The organism is Radiobacillus sp. PE A8.2 (assembly GCF_045635475.1).
GTDB lineage: Bacteria > Bacillota > Bacilli > Bacillales > Amphibacillaceae > JBJGXI01.
Genome location: NZ_JBJGXI010000032.1, coordinates 27,709 through 45,837, shown reverse-complemented (window position 1 = coordinate 45,837; position 18,129 = coordinate 27,709). Strand labels below are relative to the sequence as shown.

Here is an 18,129-nt window from a genome sequence, read left to right as displayed (position 1 = left end):
CTAATTATTACTATACCATTTGATTAGTCGATCTTAATATGATTTAGGTTTCATTTTATAGTATTACATACAAAAACACATGAACAAGTTTTTCGAACATCTTATTTTGTCGCTATAACAGTATAAGATCGGAAGAGAATGCAAACAATTTTGGTATAGAGGAGTGGTTACTATGACACAAGAGCGATTATTAAAAGAAATCGATACGTTGGACATACAACTGATGGATTTAATTTTGGAGCACTGGCATAGGTTTAGTAACTTTAGCACATGGCAATTTTGGGTTAATATTGCTTTTTTTCTGATACCCTTGGTCATCACGCTCGTATTTGTTGATAAGAAAAAGATTTTTCAAATTGCTTTCTATGGTTACACCTTCCACGTTATGTTTGTTTATATAGATGTGTTTCTTTCACGGTTTAATTATTGGGATCACCCTTATTTAATGATACCTTACATACCCGTTAGCATTCCTGTTGATGGTTCACTAGTCCCAGTAACTTTTATGCTCGCATACCAAATCGCAATAAATAATCAAAAGAATTTTTATTTTGTCACTTTTATAACAGCAATTATTGTTGCCGGTATGGCTTGGATATGGCAGCAATTTGAGTTACTAATACTTTACAATGGCATGAATCTCCTTCATTTATTTTTGCTTGACCTATCCATTGCCATATTAGCCTACTGGTTTACTAATTTTTTTAAATGGTTAAATCAAAATCATCAAGCTTTTAAATAGAAGTTAGGTAATTATCTTGTCTGTATATTATGATGTATGTACTCTTCTAACCAACATTTTTATAAGCATGAATGTAAGCTAGCTAGAAGAAGGAGTAGAACTTGACCTACTCCTTTACCGATATATTCCCACCTTTATATTCTTTGCTTCTTCTTCTGCAGAAATTATTATTTTATAATTGCCTGGTGTAGCATTAAATTCAATATTACCCTTCGAAAGTGGAGAAATCGTTTTTCTCCATACTACCTCTTCCGAACTTTCCATTAGCATCGATACCTCTCCCTCCAGAATCAATGCTTCATAGGGTAACGATATCGGGCCCTCTTTGTTCAGCTCGATTTCGATTGAATAATCACCTTGTAGAGATCCAATTGACAACTGGATACCAGTTTCTGTTATATTTTCTGTTACATCTTTAGCTTGACCGTCTTTTTCTAGTAATACGTTTACTAGTGTCGCGCCTATTAGTAATATCCCTATGAGTGTCCCTATTATTAAAAATAATCGTGTTTTCAAAATTATTCCTCCAATTAATAATTAATGCCCTAGTATTATAGATAGATCGTATAGGAACGTTAATATTGTAACCCAATTTAGTAACATTGTTAACCTAAGTATCAGTTATTAAAAATCAAAAAACATCCATAGGTTAATTGAAGTATTCATCACCTTTATTGATATTCAATTTATGGTTATTTATCAAAACTGTAACATTATCTTTCCATTCGACTTTCACATCATCAATAGCATCCTCCATATAGATTTTCCTCTTAAACCAAAGTGGGCCATTTAATTCACCTAGTATGTATGGAACAGTCGTAGCCCCTCCATTTGCTATGTATAGATCGATCGTATATCCTTCATCAGGGGATTGTGTTGTTTTAATAAGTTGTCTGTCTACAGAGAACATAGAGGCAAACATAAGTGCCATAAAAAGAACAATAATCAGAAACGATGACATAATCACAGTTAACCAACTTCTTATTTTCGTAATTAAAGTAGTACGTATCTTAAAACCGAGTAGACCAAAGATAAGAGCAATGATGGTCAGAAACAAGATGACGAGATTTGAAGGCACTATTACCCATGTATGATTGATCAGCGAATAGAAGGAATAGCACGATAATGTTAAGCAGAATAAAGCTAAGAAAAACGACCACATATTCACATGTCTTATCATAGCATTCGACTCCTTATACAAAGATTTTAAAGTATATAGGTATTCTATGTATGATATTATCAAACGCTAAAAATTAAGTAAATAATTCTAGCGATCTTTTATATATTCCGAAAACATTAAAATTCAATAATAAATGGCTGATGTTTCTCACTTAAACAATACTCAATTCTTTGTCTGAAATTCTTCCATGTTACCATCTCCAACCCTTTGTTTACCGGAAAGAATCCGACTTCCAAACTTTCGGCACTAGTTGCCATTGTTCCACCAATTGGTTTTGCTAAGAAAAGATGATTACATATAGAATGATTGATATTCTGAAATACTCCACAAAACCTTAATATTTCAATATCTATACCTGCTTCTTCCTTCGTTTCCCTTGCGGCTGCATCTGTTAATGATTCACCTTCTTCTACTTGTCCGCCCGGCATTTCCCATCCTCTGCGGGGTCCCCTAATTAATAAGATTTCATGATCATCATTTATAACAATCGTTGCAGCTGAGATTATGTGCTTCGGAACAGTCATACAGCTTCCTCCTCTACACTATAGATTTTCGACAATTGTAGGTAATGTTGCTAAATCATCAACGACTGCATCTGCTTTATTATCATTTAAATGAATGCTCTTCTTTAAAATTGCTTTCATTCCAATTTCTATTGGCGCTTTTATGTCATTTAAAGGATGATCACCGACAAATACACATTCTTCAGCAGTAACATTTAAAAGCTGTAAGGCTCTTGTAAATATTTTTGGATCAGGCTTTTTAATTCCTTCCCATTCTGATATTAATATTGCATTAAAATAACGCTCAATCTCTAAAGCTTTGATATTATCCATTTGGAACTTACCTTTTCCATTAGTAATCATACCTAGCAAATATTGTTTTTTTTTGAATTCCTCTAACATAGAATGAAGGTTAGGAAACGGTACACAACAATTTTTAAAATGATTTAAATAATCGTCAAGTAGATCTTCTTTTGTTAGGTCAATTATATTAAACTCCTGAATGAGCTGATGGTATACTTTGTCCTTCCATACATAACCGTGATCGTCAAGTTCGACGAATTTAGTTGTATAGACTTCCTTTGGCACGTGACCTATCCACCTGCTTAATCGACTATACTGTTCTTCGATAAATGCTTTCACTGATGCATCTCTATCTAATAAAGTACCATCTAAATCAAATAAAACCGCCCTGATCATATTTATCGCTCCTTAATTATTTAAAGAGATTAAGTTGCAGTTTAAAAAAGAAGAATAATTCTAAATTGCGCTAATGGAATGACATTTTCGTCGTCTATCCTTATTCCTATTGAAATAGAAGACAGGCGTATTACTGTTTAGATATGGATCCCATTTAACAAATGCAACATTATTAAACTCAAATTTCTCACAACTTGAGATGTTTAGAATATATTATTCTATAAAATTGTATTAACTCCTCTTTTGACTAACTAAATTCATCGTACTTCTTCTTACTTATTCACACCATTGAAAACCCTTTCAATTACTATTTTACCACTTGAGTCAATTTTACATAAAGTAAACCAACATCCATCATCCACATAAAAATTTAGAATAGCTTATTTGTAATAATAAATGGAATATAAATAGATACTAGAAATGGAATTAATTAAATTAAATGTAGTCTTGCACTTTTATCGTAATTGAGCAAATTTCATTAGCACCTCAAAAAACTATTTTCATCCTCCTACGGGCGAATGTGAATATTTGCAATTCCGTATTATGAAATCGACTAAATTACATAAAGATGCAATTTCAGGAGAAATAACTTAGAATAATTTACAATAAATTAACATAAAGTTTACATTGAGTTAACATATAGGTAGGGGTGAATAAAATGACAAGGGAAGAATTTTTTAGCAATGATGATATCCAATTAATTAAATTCGCTAATCAATTAAAAGAAAAAATTGAAGTCTTCTGTAAACAAAATGTATTTTTAACACATAATCAATTGTTGGTGTTTATTGAAAAAAACGTTAAACAATTCGTTTCCAGGTTACACGCAAAGGAAGCTGTTCGATCGGTGTACACAAGAGAATTGCTCCAATTGATAAATATCCACCTAGCTGAAATAGTTAAGAAATATCATTTGTTTTGGGTCTATTAGTTAAGGAATTTAAGTGTCTCATTAATAATCTAATTGAACTTTAAATCTAATACCACTACTCATATTTGTTTCACACACAAACATTTACACTTCTTCTCACAAAACACTTCTAACATTCCAAATCAATTGAAACTATAAGGTGTCATGATCGGGTGATGAACATAGAATCGTAACATCTTTTTCTCTATTTTTTTGGAATATATTGGTCCTTTTAGTCTATCGCATACACAACGTCACATGACCAAAAGTTCTAGGGACTGCTCAATTCTAATTGGATCCAACAAAATAGCAGCACTTTGATTTCGCTACATGAACTAAATGACTAGTAAAAGTCCCCAATATAAGATCATTCATTGTTATTTGGCTTATGATAATCTATAATAGCCTAATGGCGACAATATGCTTTTACAAATTACAAAAGAGTGATTCTTGTGACTAAACATTCATTATTTAATATTCATAACCTTTATATTTTTATCGTAATTACTATAGGATTTTTTATTTCATTTTCCCATAATATTTATATGGAAATATTGGAAATCAACTATTGGATACCTTTTTTACTATTAATAACTGCAGTTGTACTTGCTAATCATTTTGGATTACTTCTTCCACCAAAGGGAAATCAATTCTCTTTAGATTCTACTTTCATATTAGCTGCCCTTTTTGCTTTTGGACTTCAATGGACACTATTGGTGCTGATATGCAGTACGGTCCTAAGTATGTTATATCAACGCCAGTTAAAATGGTGGGTGCATTTATTTAATTACTCCACTTACGTTATGATGACCTGTGGTGCCTACTACTCATATATCTTTCTTGGTGGAGAAATAGGGATATTAGATGTGCATATGTTACTAGCGTATATACTTGCATTGACCAACTATTTTCTAATAAACATTATTTTAGTAGGTTGCATCCTTATAATAGTCTATAAGGATAAATCATTAATTACATTAAAAAATATATTTTTGGAAACAATGTCTACCTATATTCTTACCCTCATATTGGCACTGACATTAGGAATTGTATTAAAAAATCAACCGATTTTTGGAGTCATTCTTTTCACATTAATCATGATACTATTGTCAATAATTTTTAAACGGTATTATTATTTATACGAAAAAGTGTTAAATGACAAAAAATACAACGCACAAATATTAGATTCATTGCCGGTCGGTATAATCACATTTATTGATGATACTTTTGAGGTCTCATTGAATGACTATGCAGAGAAACTATTAGATGTTGATAGTAAAACAGTAAAATCTATTCTTTCAAGCAAGGATGAACCGCAAGTAAATGAAAGATTTTGGAACATCATGTTATCAAAAGGTGTATTTTATAATGTAAAGATTGCTTACAATAAGGATGGAAATTCTCAAACGCTTTTGGTTTCACACTCAGAGCTGAAAAATCAATCGGATCAGCTAGTTGGTAGAATTTATAACTTTACTGATATCACTGAAACAGAGGTTATACAACAAAGAACACATCAATTAGAGAAACTGGCCGTACTTGGAGAGCTAACAGCCGGAGCTGCACACGAAATTAGAAATCCTTTAACGGCGATTCAAGGTTTTTTTGGATTAATGGAAAGATCATTATCAGAAGCTGATCGAAATCGATTTCACCTCCCATTAATGTTAAAAGAATTTGATCGAATTAATTTTATTATTGATGAAATGTTGTCACATGCAAAACCTGGACAAGCTGTATTAGAAGAAGCTTATATAGAGGATATCCTAGAGGAAGTAATCTCTTTTTACCAATATCCAACAGCCGAACAACAAATTCAGTTTACTATCAAACTAGAGCGCACACCTTTATTACTTGATATAAAGCAAATCAAACAGGTCTTATATAACTTGGTGAGAAATAGTATCGAAGCAATGGAAAATAAAGGTGCGATTACGATTTACTCAAATAAATCGAACAGTGCATTTGAATTATTCATTGAAGACAACGGCACTGGTATTCCAGTAGAAATACAAGATACAATCTTTGAACCCTTTTATACAAACAAAGAGATTGGTACAGGATTAGGTTTAACGATTATCCAACGTATTATTGAAAATCATCATGGTAATATTGAATTAGTATCCAGTTCAAACAGTGGAACGACGTTTAAGATTAGTCTCCCCCTACAAAATAAAGAGTGATTTTAAGGAAACATCAGCAATAGGGGTGTTTCCTTTACTTCATCGCAAGCTATAGTCATGCTTCATGTGGCAATTCAATCGTACTCATAATAGAAACTTTCTTAAGTGCTTGTGAAGCCAATTGGTCAGCTTCCCGATTGTTTTTTCGTGAGACTTGTTTATAAGAAGGGGTAATCCCTAACCGCTGTAGCATATTTTCGATACGGTCTGCCCAAGTGTTTAATTGCTCTTCAAATACTGGCCATTCTCCATTTAATTGGTTAACTACAACCTGGGAATCACCGATAATAGTAACAGGTAAGTGATGTACACCTAAACCTTCTAGTTCTTGCAAAGCAAGATAAAGAGCTGCATATTCTACTTCATTATTCGTATCCAATTCCTCCACTAATGCATTTTTGCGTAGCCTCCAAAATTTTCCGTTCTGCTCATAATAAATAACGCAACCTAAACCAGATGCTCGTGTTGCAATGTCAAATCCCCCGTCAAAATATACGGTAATATGGTGGGGCTCCGTCTGAATGCCTTCCATAAATTTTTTTAGATCCTTCATCGTCCATGTATTATCGTGAGTATCAATGAATGTTATGTTCTTTGCACGGCCAGTTCTTAGTAAATCTTCGGCAATTAATATTGCTTTTGCAGCGCGCATCTCCTCTGAGCTAAAGGATGTTTCTGTTCCTTTTGTTGTTTTATAAGCAAGTTCAATCCTGACATTCATATGATTAACCCCTTTATGATGGTATGGAAAAAATAATGCAATGTGTACCTATTTATTTTTCACCACTGATTTGTCATTTAACCATCTTATGTTCAAGGAAATATAAAATTGTTCATTCACAAACAATAACCTGTCTTGTAAATGTTCGTTTTTTCAGTTCACAACGATCGGTAATCTGAAACCCAGCTTTATCGATAATTGAATCGATCTGCTCAACCGTGACAAGCACTACTTTCCTTGCAAATTCCCGAGCACACTCAAGCATTTCTAGTTGCTCTTCAATGGTAATAACCGAGCATAAATTATATGGCAAATCAATGATGGCTACGTCATAATTACTAGAAATTTCTCGGATATCTTTTAAAGCGACTTCCCCTGATAATCCAAAGTGTGCGATATTTTCCCGTGCTCCCTTCATCACAAGTGGATTGATGTCACTACCAGTAATTTTAATACCCATCGACAACGCTTCCACCAATACTGTTCCAATTCCGCAGCAAGGATCTATTACCTTGATTCCAATCGGATTAGGGACAGCAATATTTACGATTGCTCGAGCAACCCTTGTATTAAGTGCTGTTGAATAACTATGTGGCTTCTGTTTATGCTGCAACCAAATCGCTTTATTTTCGTGGTAAACACCAAATATCCAGCGCCCCTCCAGGAACAAAATTCCAAATATTTTTTCTGGATTATGCAAATCTGCCTTACCTTTTACAATTGATCCAACGGCACGTACAAGCTTAAGACGTTCACTATATTCAATTTGTTCTTGTTCAGCATTAGTGGATAATTTTATAAATTCGACCTTGAACGTTTCAGCTATATCTGGCAAACCTTTTACTTGGTCAAAAATTTCATCTATTTTATTACCCTGGAATATCACGTCCAGCCTGCCTCTAATAAACGGACTTCGACTTGGATCAACGCACAGAGAGCTTTCCATAACTTTGGATACAGCATTCACACCAAATAAAGCACGCATTTCCAATCGACACAATTGGTCTTCCTCTTCACTGCATGCATAATTATATATATAAAACTTTTCAATCTGCTTCGTATGATTCACAATCTTCCATCCCCTCAAAGAGTATTATACAGCAATACAGCTCCTTACTCAGTTAATTCATCATGTTTTTAAAACCGTACGTAAATAATGATATAAACCCTTTGACATAAGACAAAAAATGTTGTAAAGTACCAAAGGGTCGAACATTTATGTTTAACCTTTCATTATTATTCGTGTTTAGGGGTGTAAACCATGGAAAATGCTTTTGATTACGAAGACATACAACTAATTCCAGCGAAATGTATAGTAAATAGTCGCTCTGAATGTGATACAACGGTAACCTTTGGCGGTCGTACATTCAAGTTGCCAGTGGTACCTGCAAATATGCAAACCATTATTGATGAAAAAATTGCGCTTTATTTAGCAGAAAATAATTACTTCTACATCATGCATCGTTTTGAACCGAAAAAAAGATATGCGTTTACGAAAGATATGCATGCACGCGGATTATTTGCTAGCATTAGTGTTGGAGTAAAAGAAGAAGAATATCAATTTATTGAACAACTAGCTTTAGATCAGCTTGTACCGGAATATATTACAATCGACATCGCGCACGGTCATTCTAATGCCGTGATTGAGATGATTAAGCACATTAAGAAGCACTTACCCGAGAGCTTTGTTATTGCAGGAAATGTTGGTACTCCTGAAGCAGTAAGAGAATTAGAACACGCTGGTGCTGACGCTACCAAAGTAGGTATCGGACCTGGTAAAGTTTGCATTACAAAAATCAAAACTGGATTTGGAACTGGCGGCTGGCAATTGGCAGCACTTCGGTGGTGTGCCAAAGCTGCAAGTAAACCAATTATTGCCGATGGTGGTATTCGCACACATGGTGATATCGCTAAATCAGTCAGATTTGGTGCATCGATGGTTATGATCGGATCGCTGTTTGCCGGACATGAAGAATCACCAGGAGAAACGATTGAAGTAGATGGCAAGTTATACAAAGAATATTTTGGTTCTGCTTCTGAATATCAAAAAGGCGAAAAGAAAAATGTAGAAGGCAAGAAAATGCATGTTGAACACAAAGGTGCACTGCAAGATACGTTGACAGAGATGGAACAAGATCTTCAATCTTCCATTTCCTATGCAGGTGGGAACAAGCTAGAAACTATTCGCACTGTCGATTATGTAATCGTAAAAAACTCGATTTTTAATGGGGATAAGGTATATTGAACTATTTGAAAAATCCTTTTAGAGTAAGTAGTTCGATATAAATTTTTTAAAAAACGATGTCTAAAATAGCTAAACCAAATTAAATTTAGCACTATAACTAAAAGTTTAACAACCAAGTCAATTTCATAATTACCTTATACAGCCATCTTCATCCATATATAGTTCGGAGACGTTTTAATTTCCGACTATATATGGATGAAAATGGTTAAAAATCAATATTATGAAATTGACGAAACCAAAAAAATAGCGCTGGATTTTTATCCAAGCGTTATTTTTTTGGTTCAACTATAATACCATAAGCAAGTACATATTTTTTCAATTTCATTTCAATCATAGTCCAATATTCAATCGTTACAATCTTGGTATAGCCTTTTTGCCGGACAAATCAACTATGCATGACCATCTCTACAAAATTGATATATAGTGAAATGATTATATACTTTACAGACATTTAATATCCTTAATTAAACGAAAAAATAATTTGTTAATCCTCTTTCTCTGCAACGAGCATGTATAAAGATTCCGCTGGCAATTTTTTTTCTGTTACCAGAAACCCTGCTTGTATCAATTCCCGCTCCATTCCTTCCACAGTAATTCTCGGTGCTTTCGCGGAACTTCCTTTTGGTTCAAGTTCCAGACAAATTAGATAACCATCTTTTTTCAGTACATTATACATTTGCTGTAATAGTGGTGCTAGCGGTTTAATTTCATGTAATACCAGAGAAGCAATGATTAAATCGAGAGAGCCATCAGGTAAAGAAAGAGCATCCATACTTCCATACACTGGGACAATATTCGTAAGCTGTTCCACCAAGGCTTTGTCTTTTATTATTTCTAGCATTGTAGCGTCGATATCAAGCGCGTATACGTTGCCCTTGATCCTTTTCGCCGCTGGTATGGAAAAATATCCGGTTCCGGCGCCAAAGTCCAACATGCTATCTGTTTCTTTTAAAGGAATCATGTTCAGCAACTGTTCCGGAGAAAATTCATTTCTTCGTAGGGGACTTTCTAAATACGATAACTTTCCTTTGCTATGATTGCCATGTGCGTGATGCATATAGATCCTCCTTTGTTAGCAGCTGTTTAGGCGTGCTTCTCCAGGTTAAATTTTTCTTCTATCAGTGCTGCGTTCACAGCTATAGCAGCCATACTGCCTTCTGCGGCCGCTATAATTAATTGGGAGGGGCCAGCAATTCGCGTATCTCCACAAGCAAACACCCCTTCTGTATTTGTGCGTTGCCAGCTGTCGGTCTCAATTCCGCCCTGCTCGTTTAATTTATATTCGAGTGAAGAATCAAAAGTAGCGGCCTGTTTCCATTCCGCAGCTATAAACCCTCCTTCACGAGGCACTGATGTTTCATCTTCAAATTCGATTTTTTCCAACATACCCTCATGCCCAATGAAAGTTGCGATTTTCTTTTCATTAATACTAATGCCTTTGCTTTCGAGCAATTTTTGTTCTTCCAGCGAAAGTACTTTACTACCGTTTGTAAAAACAATTAAATCGTTCGTCCAGTTGGATACGATTTTCGCCATATGAAACGCCTTTCCACCATCTGCGATCACTGCCAGCGGCCGATCCCTTAATTCCCACCCATCACAGAAAGGGCAGCTGAACAGGCTCTTACCATAGAACTCTTTCACACGTGGGATATCAGGAAGGATCTCTGTAAAGCCGGTTGCGAGAATGATTTTCTTCGCGCTATAAATTTTCCCATTTTCTGTTTCCACTTGGAACAAGGAGTTTTCTTTATTTATACAATGCACGCGCTGCTTTTCGATCCTCACGTCCGGGTACTTGTTTAATTCTTCCTGGCCAATTTTTTTGAATTCCTGTGGATGTATACCGTCCCTTGTGATAAACCCGTGAGACTCGGAAGTCACCGCATTTCTCGGTTTGTTGTCATCGAACAGGATAGTTTTACGTCTTGATCTTCCAAGTACTAAAGCAGCATTCAGTCCAGCCGGTCCTCCGCCAATCACAGCACAATCTAATATCATCTTATCCACTCCTTAAAAATAAATTTAACTTTTTTCTTCTTTCTGTATGAATTCTGCCTCTGTAGCAATATCGATCAAAAGCTTTGACCCCAGTTCAGCTTTCATATTTTCCTCTGCCTGCTTCATGACATTCTCAATCAAGCAGCCCTCATGATGAATGGAGCAGTCGAATAAGCTTGTATCTCCTTCAACTGCATGAATGACATCCAAGAACGATATTTCATGTTTTTTTCTGGAAATTTTATAGCCTCCCTTCGCCCCAGGGGTTGACTCAATCAAACCAGCTTTCGTAAGCTTAGTTAATATCTTAGAAAGGTACGTCGGGGAAAGATGCTGCATATCAGCTAGTTCCTGCACTCCCACTGAATTCCTCTCAGTCTGCAGCATTAAATGAACCATCGTATGCAAGGCATAGTTTGTCGCGTTTGAATACCTCATAATCAACCTCCTAATAAATAAACAAGATATTAAAGACTCTTAATATCTATAATAAAAAAAGAATACCACTAGACATAAAAAAAATCAACCTACGGGATTTAAAAATATAGCATTCATAAAGCTGAAGGTGCCCACCCGCTATATGCAGAATGGACACCAAAAAGTTCTTTCTTATTTCTTCCTATCTTCCGTTTGAGTAGGCTCAATTTCCTCTGCTGTTTCCGTTTGAAATCGTAAATTGGTTTGGATTAAATTTTGTTTTTCTGCCTGATATACACTGGCTACTACATAGCTATGAAAGAAAAATTCAAAGGCAGTTATACCAAGTGCAGCAAGTAATGACATGGTAAGAGGATTTGTAAACCGCACTAAATCTGCCGCAAAAAAATATATGATCAAAAACGCTAATCCAAAGTCTGCTAGTAAAGCAACAAAGTTATTTGATTTCGATAAGATTAACAAATCTCCTACAATATAAGTAACGATTCCTAAAGCAGCAGTAATGAGCAATACACTAAGAAACGACATATTATAAAAAACACCAAGAACAATGTACAATAGCACAAAACTTGCTATAAATTTAAATACAAGAGCTTTCATATGCACCATGCCTAATCCCTCCTTTACATATTTTTAATCCTTGCGATTGTTTTATTCATGGTATAGTTTGTAATTCGGTTAACTAAATCTCCGTTCACTATTAATTTTTAAATAATAAAGGAATTATGGCCCTAGTAATCGTATAGTTAATATGGAATATCATTATACGATTTATACAGAGTTATTTCTCTATGAAAACGGATTGGAGATGATTAATTGACAAAGACTAAAGGTTTTTCCTACGGTAAGATTTTTGCAATTGGTAGCGGATTCTTTGCTTTAACACTTGCATGGACGTTTTACAACGCTTATATGCCACTCATTCTCGGCGAATACATAGAAAGTAGAGCGATTCGAGGAGGGATTATGGGGTTAGATAATTTAGTTGCAGTTCTTCTAATTCCATTTATCGGTGCTTGGTCTGATAAAATAAGTACCCCAATCGGTAAGCGACTACCTTTCATTACTGTCGGTATGCCTCTTGCTGCGTTATTTTTTGTATTGCTACCTTTTAGTGCAGAAATTACATTGTGGACATTGCTAGCTGTCGACGTTATTTTCTTACTGGCCATGACTATATACCGCGCACCAGTTATTGCACTTATGCCCGATCATACACCAATAGATAAACGATCAACGGCAAATGGGATCATTAATTTAATGGGAGGGGTTGGAGCAATTGTTGCTTTATTTTGTTTATCCTCCTTGTATGGTATGGATCAATCTTATCCGTTTCTCGTTACAGGACTTATCTTATTTCTATCGTTTATTTTTCTTTATTTTACTGTTGATCGAAACCCTGCGTATGTAGGAAGTTCTGAGGATGAATTAGAAGAAGTGCAAGCATCAAAGTCATTCTTCCAAGGACTGAGCAAACTAAAACAGCCTGCATTTAGGGGTCATCTGTTCATTTTAATCGCTATATTTCTCTACTTTATTGGTTATGCAGGTGTAGAGGCCCAATTTACAACATATGCTGTAGAACATTTAAAAATGGACGAAAGTGCTGCTGGGTTAACACTAGGCTTTTTCAGCTTAGCTTTTGTTATTTTCGCGATACCAGCAGGTCTGATCGGTAGTAAACGTGGTAAAGCACCAATTATGTTACTTGGATTAATCTTGCTACCACTAATATTTATCTTAATACCGTTACTTCCTTTACTACAAGGTGTTATGCCTTCAATAAATGAGACACTCGTACTACAAATCGTCCTATTTATTGGTGGAATTGCCTGGGCACTTATTAATGTGCAAGCCTATCCTCTAGTTGCTGATCTAGGTGGAAAAGATAAAATTGGCTTTTTCACGGGGTTATATTACTTGTTTTCGATGGCTTCCTCAATTGTTGCACCAGGGCTGTTAGGACTGTTAATGGATTTATTTACACATCCTGCGCTATTTTTCGGATCGGCACTTACCTTTCTTATCGCCTTTTTCTTCTTGAAAAAAGGGAGTAGTATGGTTCACACAAGCAAAATTGACCTTAATGATGATTCCTTAAAACTTTAAACGCAAAAAGAAACACCGCTTACGTGAAGTGGTGTTTCTTTTTGATCATTGCTCTTCTAGTTCTTTAACGGAAACACTTTGCTTCACTTCTGGATTTTCTAAAGGATGAACAGTGGCGTTTCCTGTATCCTGATCAACATGCTCAATATAGATTTTCCCACCATTATACGTTACACTGGCCATTGTTGGCTGGGATGAAATTTGTTGCGCTCTTTTCACATCCATATTCAGTACCTCCTTTTTGTGGGTATTTTTTACAATAAACTAGCAAATATACAAGATATCTTGGTGGTTTAATAATAGTCCTTGTTTTCATAAAGCATAAACGCACATCTATTATTGTCCATTGTTTGTGCGTCTTCCGATATAATATTTACGTATTCATTCATCAGAAAGCTTGTAGGTTTCTTTTGCGAAACCATAATTTGTTCTAATTTGGCCACTATACGAAGTATGAACAGACAATCTGGTAATCAATTAGAGCATTAAGTACCATTACTAAGAAAAATAGCATTATTTAATCTTAATTACGATAAATAAACATATACCTTGATTGTGTAGCATTTTTGATGTTTCAGCATTTAAATTTTCTGTGTTAGAATTTCTTACAGTAACATTGACAATTTACTTATAAAAAATTAGGAGGAGATTACGATCTCATTTGAAATGGCACCTAAAGGAAAGAATTGCAGATTAGTAGCAACTACAAAAATTGGAGAGGAAATAAACCTGTCTGTACTTCATAGCGAAGATGGTTTTGTTTACTTTAAACTAAGTGATACTGCTAAACAACGTAAAGATATTCAAGAATATATAACAGATCTTCAGCCAAAGATTCTTTCTGGCGTGTATAATGCTGAATTAGTAGATATGAAAAAAGAAGAAATATGCTGTTAACCCCCCTAACCAAGGGGTTTTTCATTTTATTATAAGGTACGAAAGGATATAAATTTGTACAAGTTTCTAGCTTCGAGCGCCAGAAACTACGCGACTTCACGAATCCCCCTACGATAAGTCATCATCGATTCATGTTTGCTGGAAGGTCAACTAAAAACTGGACTTGTCGTCCAACGTCGACATACGCATTTTGAAGGGGCATGATTCCTTTATCTCAGTCCATTCGCTCCAGTCGCTACGTTTCTAAACTGGCGCACTGCGCTTTCCTCAATAGTAGTTAATTCCTAGCGAATTCTCCATCAACTTCTACTGTTTCATAAATATTAATAAAAGCCTTTTTATCATGATTGCGGACAATTTTTTTAATTTGCATTGTTTCATAACGAGTCACAACCATCATTAATATTTGCTTCTTCTCTCCTGTGTATCCACCATATCCATCCATAATTGTTATTCCTCGATAAATGGAATCAAGCAGTTCATTTTTAATCATATCGCCATTTGTAGTCACAATTTGAAGCGTTAATTTAATGTGGCTTGTGTGAATTGTGTCGATCATCTTACCTGTCAAATAAATCGCTAGCATCGTGTACAGAGCAATCTCCCAATTGAAAACAGCACCAGAAATAAGTACAATCACACCATTCATACCTGTAAGCAGAAGACCGACACTCACATTGCTGATTCTTGTAATAATAATGGCAACAATATCTAATCCACCTGATGAACCAGAGAATTTTAAAATAAGTCCAATCCCAGCTCCTCCAATAATCCCACCGAAAATTGTCGATAGTAAAATATTATCTGTGATTGTCACAATAGGCAACGCATATAAAAAAACGGAAAGGGAAATAACACAGGTCATCGTATTTATCGTTATTACCTTCCCTAGTTTGTAGTACCCTAAGATAAGAAGCGGTATGTTAAGTACTAAATTGAGCAAACCAATGTCCAATGGGGTAATTAGCCCAATTAGAATGGCGATTCCACTCACTCCACTGCTCAAGATCCCATATGGAACAAGAAAGAAATTGAATCCGATCGCTACAATAAAGGATCCAATTATTATAATGACATTTTTCATTGTGATCATAACCTCCAACATTCAGGAAAAAAGCACTATGTAGTATTATCGCATTTCCAAGCAATTTAAATCATACTACATTATACGACGCATCACTACTTTTATAAAAAGTACCGATAATTCTAAATAATTAAGAAGGTTTTTATATTAGGCTTTTTCCAAATGATTGTTGTTTTGTGCAAAATAGCTAAAATGCGTCGTAACGTAGTGCTTCGTGATTTCCGCTCCAGGCAGTCGCTTTCGCTTTTCGCTAGTTTAAAGCGGTTTTCTTTAAACAGGCACGGCTTCAGCTAACTCAGAAGCAAATGTTTTCGGTGGGACGAGTAATCGCAGTCCCAAAGAGCGCTTCTCTAGTGGATCTTCAGCCCGTGCTGTCCCGCAGGACATTGAATTAACTTCCCCGAATTACACCGCACGAAGAAAATGCGGTTTTCATTTTCGAGGATCGACTGCCTGGAGGTCCAATCACCCGACGTAAGGAGCAATCCAGTTAACAGCGGAGGAAATGCCCTTCGACTCCTGAGGCCCGGCAAGGGTCATGCAGGCGTTGTCCGACAAGGACGGGTTTAGACTGTAGTCCTTAAGAAGCGGCGTAACGCGAAGGCGAGGAGGCTCACTAGCCCCCCCCACGCGGAAAGCGAAGGGCATTTCCGGAGCGGGTCAAGCACTCGCCAAACTACGATGGTGTTTACTTCAAATATGTAATAAAAAGCACTAGCTTTAAGAAAAGAGCACTATTATTTATTTGTAAAAAGGACCGAAATATAAAAGCCAGAATCTCTAACAAAGATTCTGGCCTACATATATAATTAAAGTTGTTGTTTGCCCTTCACACCATTGATTGAATAACTAGCAGATATCTCAGCACTCAACGAATGTGAGACAGAACAATATTTATCCTTGGATAGTTGGATTGCTCGAATAACTTTATCTTCTGTTAAATCGCCCTCTAAAGCGTAATGGATAGCAATTGTTGTGAATTTTTTTGGATGATCCTCAGCACGTTCTCCTTTTACATCCATATGGAAGCTTTTCGGTTCTAAGCGCATTTTCTGTAAAATTGAAATGATATCAATTCCCGTACAGCCTGCGACAGCATTTAATAGTAATTCTGTTGGTCTAGGACCAGTATTTTCTCCTCCAACCTCCGCTGAAGCATCCATTCGCAATTCATGGCCAGAAGGGGTCATACTTGAGAAACTCATTTTATCATTCCATTTAATCGTTGTCTCCACGCTGAAATCACTCTCCTCCACTTATAATTATCGTTATTTTCTACATCAAAATGTTATTTGATACAAATCTCAATATTGATTTTCTATCAGCTTAATTTTCTCATATAGTTCTCGGTTGATTGGTGTTGGTATGCTGTGCTTTTTTCCTAACTCCAATACCGTCCCAGCAAATAATTGCACTTCACTGTACCGTTTGGCCTCTAAATCCTGACGCATCGATGGTTTTCCATCTGGATTTAATGTAGCTAGAATATCCAACCAATAGTCTAAATCTGCTTCTGTTAGGTAGATACCTTCCTGTTCAGACAACTGGATCACTTCTCTCATAGCAGCAATCATCGTGACTCTTGCCTTCCCATGCTTTTGTATTTCAGCATAATTACTTTCATATACAGCTACCGTTTGATTTACGCCAACATTGAGCATGAATTTTCCCCATTGCCTTTTTAACATGTGCGTTTCCAGTTCATACGGAAAATCCATTTCCTCAAAAAATTCTGCTACACGCTCTACCTTTTCTGAAATCATATTTGGTTCACGCTCTCCAAAAGACAGCATTCCGGCATTCTTGTATGTAAGTTTGTTTCCTTCTTTAACTGCATCCATTCCTTGTGCTACACAAAAGAGAACTTTTTCAAATCCATATCTCTGTCCTATGATTTCTTCACTTGAAATACCATTCAATGCAGATAAGATAATCGTGTCTTCACCAACATGATGCTTAATCATATCCAACGCTTTTTGAAGTCCATTATACTTGACTGCAATTATGATTAAATCTGCTGGACTGGTAGCCTCATCAGGTGTTTCGAAATTAAAATCGCAACGCTCATCGTTACAATAAATACCTTCACTTTGATACTTATTAACACGCTCTCGGTCCGCAATAAAGCTCAAATTTTGTTTTGGGATTCTTTTAGAAAGCTGATTTCCGAATAAAATCCCTAATGCTCCTAAACCAATAACCGATACTTTTTCGATTGCCATGTCCGCCTCTTTTCTATTTATCATATATTTTTGAAGAAATGACTAGGATGCTCAACTTCTTTTATCATAAGCCAAACCACATTTGTTTGTCACACGTTTTACAATCTCGAATTTTATCTATGCACAGTTGATTGTTACATACTAAACCCACCATGAGGGAAGCTACATAAAATCATATTTGTAGGAGGATAAGCG

The 18,129-nt window shown here is 35.6% G+C and carries 20 protein-coding genes; 6 read left to right on the top strand and 14 right to left on the bottom strand.

Features of this window, described 5'->3' with window-relative positions:
- The first annotated feature begins 172 nt into the window (after window positions 1–172).
- The gene (locus ACI6MV_RS16295; protein ID WP_407271383.1) at window positions 173–742 is read left to right on the top strand and encodes a hypothetical protein; all 570 of its coding nucleotides are present in this window, start codon (window positions 173–175) and stop codon (window positions 740–742) included.
- Window positions 743–856: 114 nt separating this feature from the next.
- Here ACI6MV_RS16295 and ACI6MV_RS16290 read toward each other — a convergent pair whose 3' ends face one another.
- From ACI6MV_RS16290 to ACI6MV_RS16275, 4 genes are all read right to left on the bottom strand, one after another.
- Complete coding sequence (locus ACI6MV_RS16290) at window positions 857–1,258, bottom strand: hypothetical protein (RefSeq protein WP_407271382.1); 402 nt, start codon at window positions 1,256–1,258, stop codon at window positions 857–859.
- A 133-nt stretch (window positions 1,259–1,391) separates the two neighbouring features.
- Complete coding sequence (locus ACI6MV_RS16285) at window positions 1,392–1,922, bottom strand: DUF5412 family protein (protein WP_407271381.1); 531 nt, start codon at window positions 1,920–1,922, stop codon at window positions 1,392–1,394.
- A gap of 116 nt (window positions 1,923–2,038) precedes the next feature.
- Window positions 2,039–2,446, bottom strand: a complete 408-nt coding sequence (locus ACI6MV_RS16280) for an NUDIX hydrolase (protein ID WP_407271380.1) — start codon at window positions 2,444–2,446, stop codon at window positions 2,039–2,041.
- Window positions 2,447–2,464: 18 nt separating this feature from the next.
- A complete protein-coding gene (locus ACI6MV_RS16275; RefSeq protein ID WP_407271379.1) occupies window positions 2,465–3,124 on the bottom strand; it encodes an HAD family hydrolase in 660 nt (219 codons plus the stop codon).
- A gap of 658 nt (window positions 3,125–3,782) precedes the next feature.
- Here ACI6MV_RS16275 and ACI6MV_RS16270 point away from each other — a divergent pair.
- Window positions 3,783–4,055, top strand: a complete 273-nt coding sequence (locus ACI6MV_RS16270; protein ID WP_407271378.1) for a hypothetical protein — start codon at window positions 3,783–3,785, stop codon at window positions 4,053–4,055.
- Between the two features lie 431 nt (window positions 4,056–4,486).
- On the top strand, window positions 4,487–6,217 hold the full coding sequence (locus tag ACI6MV_RS16265) for a two-component system sensor histidine kinase NtrB (RefSeq protein ID WP_407271377.1): 1,731 nt from the start codon (window positions 4,487–4,489) through the stop codon (window positions 6,215–6,217).
- A gap of 55 nt (window positions 6,218–6,272) precedes the next feature.
- Here the strand turns inward: ACI6MV_RS16265 and ACI6MV_RS16260 are convergent, their stop codons facing one another.
- Together ACI6MV_RS16260 and ACI6MV_RS16255 are read right to left on the bottom strand one after the other, a co-directional pair.
- On the bottom strand, window positions 6,273–6,938 hold the full coding sequence (locus ACI6MV_RS16260; RefSeq protein WP_407271376.1) for a ribonuclease H family protein: 666 nt from the start codon (window positions 6,936–6,938) through the stop codon (window positions 6,273–6,275).
- A 112-nt stretch (window positions 6,939–7,050) separates the two neighbouring features.
- Window positions 7,051–8,007 carry a TRM11 family SAM-dependent methyltransferase gene (locus tag ACI6MV_RS16255; RefSeq protein WP_407271375.1) on the bottom strand — a complete coding sequence of 319 codons (957 nt, stop codon included), beginning with the start codon at window positions 8,005–8,007 and terminating at the stop codon, window positions 7,051–7,053.
- A 192-nt stretch (window positions 8,008–8,199) separates the two neighbouring features.
- On the opposite strand from ACI6MV_RS16255, the gene guaC reads away from it, so the two are divergent.
- Window positions 8,200–9,183 carry a GMP reductase gene (gene guaC, locus ACI6MV_RS16250; RefSeq protein WP_407271374.1) on the top strand — a complete coding sequence of 328 codons (984 nt, stop codon included), beginning with the start codon at window positions 8,200–8,202 and terminating at the stop codon, window positions 9,181–9,183.
- Window positions 9,184–9,667: 484 nt separating this feature from the next.
- On the opposite strand, the gene ACI6MV_RS16245 is transcribed toward guaC, so the two are convergent.
- The 4 genes from ACI6MV_RS16245 to ACI6MV_RS16230 all read right to left on the bottom strand — a co-directional run bounded on the left by ACI6MV_RS16245 (window position 9,668) and on the right by ACI6MV_RS16230 (window position 12,231).
- Entirely contained in the window at window positions 9,668–10,240 is a 573-nt protein-coding gene (locus ACI6MV_RS16245; protein ID WP_407271373.1) for a class I SAM-dependent methyltransferase, read from the bottom strand.
- 26 nt (window positions 10,241–10,266) lie between these two features.
- Entirely contained in the window at window positions 10,267–11,184 is a 918-nt protein-coding gene (locus ACI6MV_RS16240; protein WP_407271372.1) for an NAD(P)/FAD-dependent oxidoreductase, read from the bottom strand.
- A 24-nt stretch (window positions 11,185–11,208) separates the two neighbouring features.
- Window positions 11,209–11,622 (bottom strand): RrF2 family transcriptional regulator, encoded by a 414-nt coding sequence (locus tag ACI6MV_RS16235; RefSeq protein WP_407271371.1) that lies wholly within the window; start codon window positions 11,620–11,622, stop codon window positions 11,209–11,211.
- Between the two features lie 171 nt (window positions 11,623–11,793).
- The gene (locus ACI6MV_RS16230) at window positions 11,794–12,231 is read right to left on the bottom strand and encodes a YndM family protein (RefSeq protein ID WP_407271370.1); all 438 of its coding nucleotides are present in this window, start codon (window positions 12,229–12,231) and stop codon (window positions 11,794–11,796) included.
- Between the two features lie 207 nt (window positions 12,232–12,438).
- Between ACI6MV_RS16230 and ACI6MV_RS16225 the strand changes: the two genes are divergently transcribed.
- Window positions 12,439–13,731 carry an MFS transporter gene (locus ACI6MV_RS16225; RefSeq protein ID WP_407271369.1) on the top strand — a complete coding sequence of 431 codons (1,293 nt, stop codon included), beginning with the start codon at window positions 12,439–12,441 and terminating at the stop codon, window positions 13,729–13,731.
- A gap of 45 nt (window positions 13,732–13,776) precedes the next feature.
- Here ACI6MV_RS16225 and ACI6MV_RS16220 read toward each other — a convergent pair whose 3' ends face one another.
- Entirely contained in the window at window positions 13,777–13,956 is a 180-nt protein-coding gene (locus tag ACI6MV_RS16220) for an H-type small acid-soluble spore protein (protein WP_407271368.1), read from the bottom strand.
- A gap of 441 nt (window positions 13,957–14,397) precedes the next feature.
- On the opposite strand from ACI6MV_RS16220, the gene ACI6MV_RS16215 reads away from it, so the two are divergent.
- Window positions 14,398–14,628, top strand: a complete 231-nt coding sequence (locus ACI6MV_RS16215) for a hypothetical protein (RefSeq protein ID WP_407271367.1) — start codon at window positions 14,398–14,400, stop codon at window positions 14,626–14,628.
- A gap of 277 nt (window positions 14,629–14,905) precedes the next feature.
- Here the strand turns inward: ACI6MV_RS16215 and ACI6MV_RS16210 are convergent, their stop codons facing one another.
- From ACI6MV_RS16210 to ACI6MV_RS16200, 3 genes are all read right to left on the bottom strand, one after another.
- Window positions 14,906–15,712: a YitT family protein gene (locus ACI6MV_RS16210; protein WP_407271366.1), complete on the bottom strand. Its 807-nt coding sequence runs from the start codon at window positions 15,710–15,712 to the stop codon at window positions 14,906–14,908.
- A gap of 809 nt (window positions 15,713–16,521) precedes the next feature.
- Window positions 16,522–16,947, bottom strand: a complete 426-nt coding sequence (locus ACI6MV_RS16205) for an OsmC family protein (protein WP_407271365.1) — start codon at window positions 16,945–16,947, stop codon at window positions 16,522–16,524.
- Between the two features lie 69 nt (window positions 16,948–17,016).
- Entirely contained in the window at window positions 17,017–17,934 is a 918-nt protein-coding gene (locus tag ACI6MV_RS16200; RefSeq protein ID WP_407271395.1) for a ketopantoate reductase family protein, read from the bottom strand.
- Between the last annotated feature and the right edge of the window lie 195 nt (window positions 17,935–18,129).

Bases quoted from the DNA above. Each gene is read 5' to 3' on its own strand.
- ACI6MV_RS16295 (WP_407271383.1), top strand. From the start codon at position 173: ATGACACAAGAGCGATTATTAAAAGAAATCGATACGTTGGACATACAA.
- ACI6MV_RS16285 (WP_407271381.1), bottom strand. From the start codon at position 1,922: ATGATAAGACATGTGAATATGTGGTCGTTTTTCTTAGCTTTATTCTGC.
- ACI6MV_RS16280 (WP_407271380.1), bottom strand. From the start codon at position 2,446: ATGACTGTTCCGAAGCACATAATCTCAGCTGCAACGATTGTTATAAAT.
- ACI6MV_RS16275 (WP_407271379.1), bottom strand. From the start codon at position 3,124: ATGATCAGGGCGGTTTTATTTGATTTAGATGGTACTTTATTAGATAGA.
- ACI6MV_RS16270 (WP_407271378.1), top strand. From the start codon at position 3,783: ATGACAAGGGAAGAATTTTTTAGCAATGATGATATCCAATTAATTAAA.
- ACI6MV_RS16260 (WP_407271376.1), bottom strand. From the start codon at position 6,938: ATGAATGTCAGGATTGAACTTGCTTATAAAACAACAAAAGGAACAGAA.
- guaC (WP_407271374.1), top strand. From the start codon at position 8,200: ATGGAAAATGCTTTTGATTACGAAGACATACAACTAATTCCAGCGAAA.
- ACI6MV_RS16245 (WP_407271373.1), bottom strand. From the start codon at position 10,240: ATGCATCACGCACATGGCAATCATAGCAAAGGAAAGTTATCGTATTTA.
- ACI6MV_RS16240 (WP_407271372.1), bottom strand. From the start codon at position 11,184: ATGATATTAGATTGTGCTGTGATTGGCGGAGGACCGGCTGGACTGAAT.
- ACI6MV_RS16235 (WP_407271371.1), bottom strand. From the start codon at position 11,622: ATGAGGTATTCAAACGCGACAAACTATGCCTTGCATACGATGGTTCAT.
- ACI6MV_RS16230 (WP_407271370.1), bottom strand. From the start codon at position 12,231: ATGGTGCATATGAAAGCTCTTGTATTTAAATTTATAGCAAGTTTTGTG.
- ACI6MV_RS16220 (WP_407271368.1), bottom strand. From the start codon at position 13,956: ATGGATGTGAAAAGAGCGCAACAAATTTCATCCCAGCCAACAATGGCC.
- ACI6MV_RS16215 (WP_407271367.1), top strand. From the start codon at position 14,398: ATGGCACCTAAAGGAAAGAATTGCAGATTAGTAGCAACTACAAAAATT.
- ACI6MV_RS16210 (WP_407271366.1), bottom strand. From the start codon at position 15,712: ATGAAAAATGTCATTATAATAATTGGATCCTTTATTGTAGCGATCGGA.
- ACI6MV_RS16200 (WP_407271395.1), bottom strand. From the start codon at position 17,934: ATGGCAATCGAAAAAGTATCGGTTATTGGTTTAGGAGCATTAGGGATT.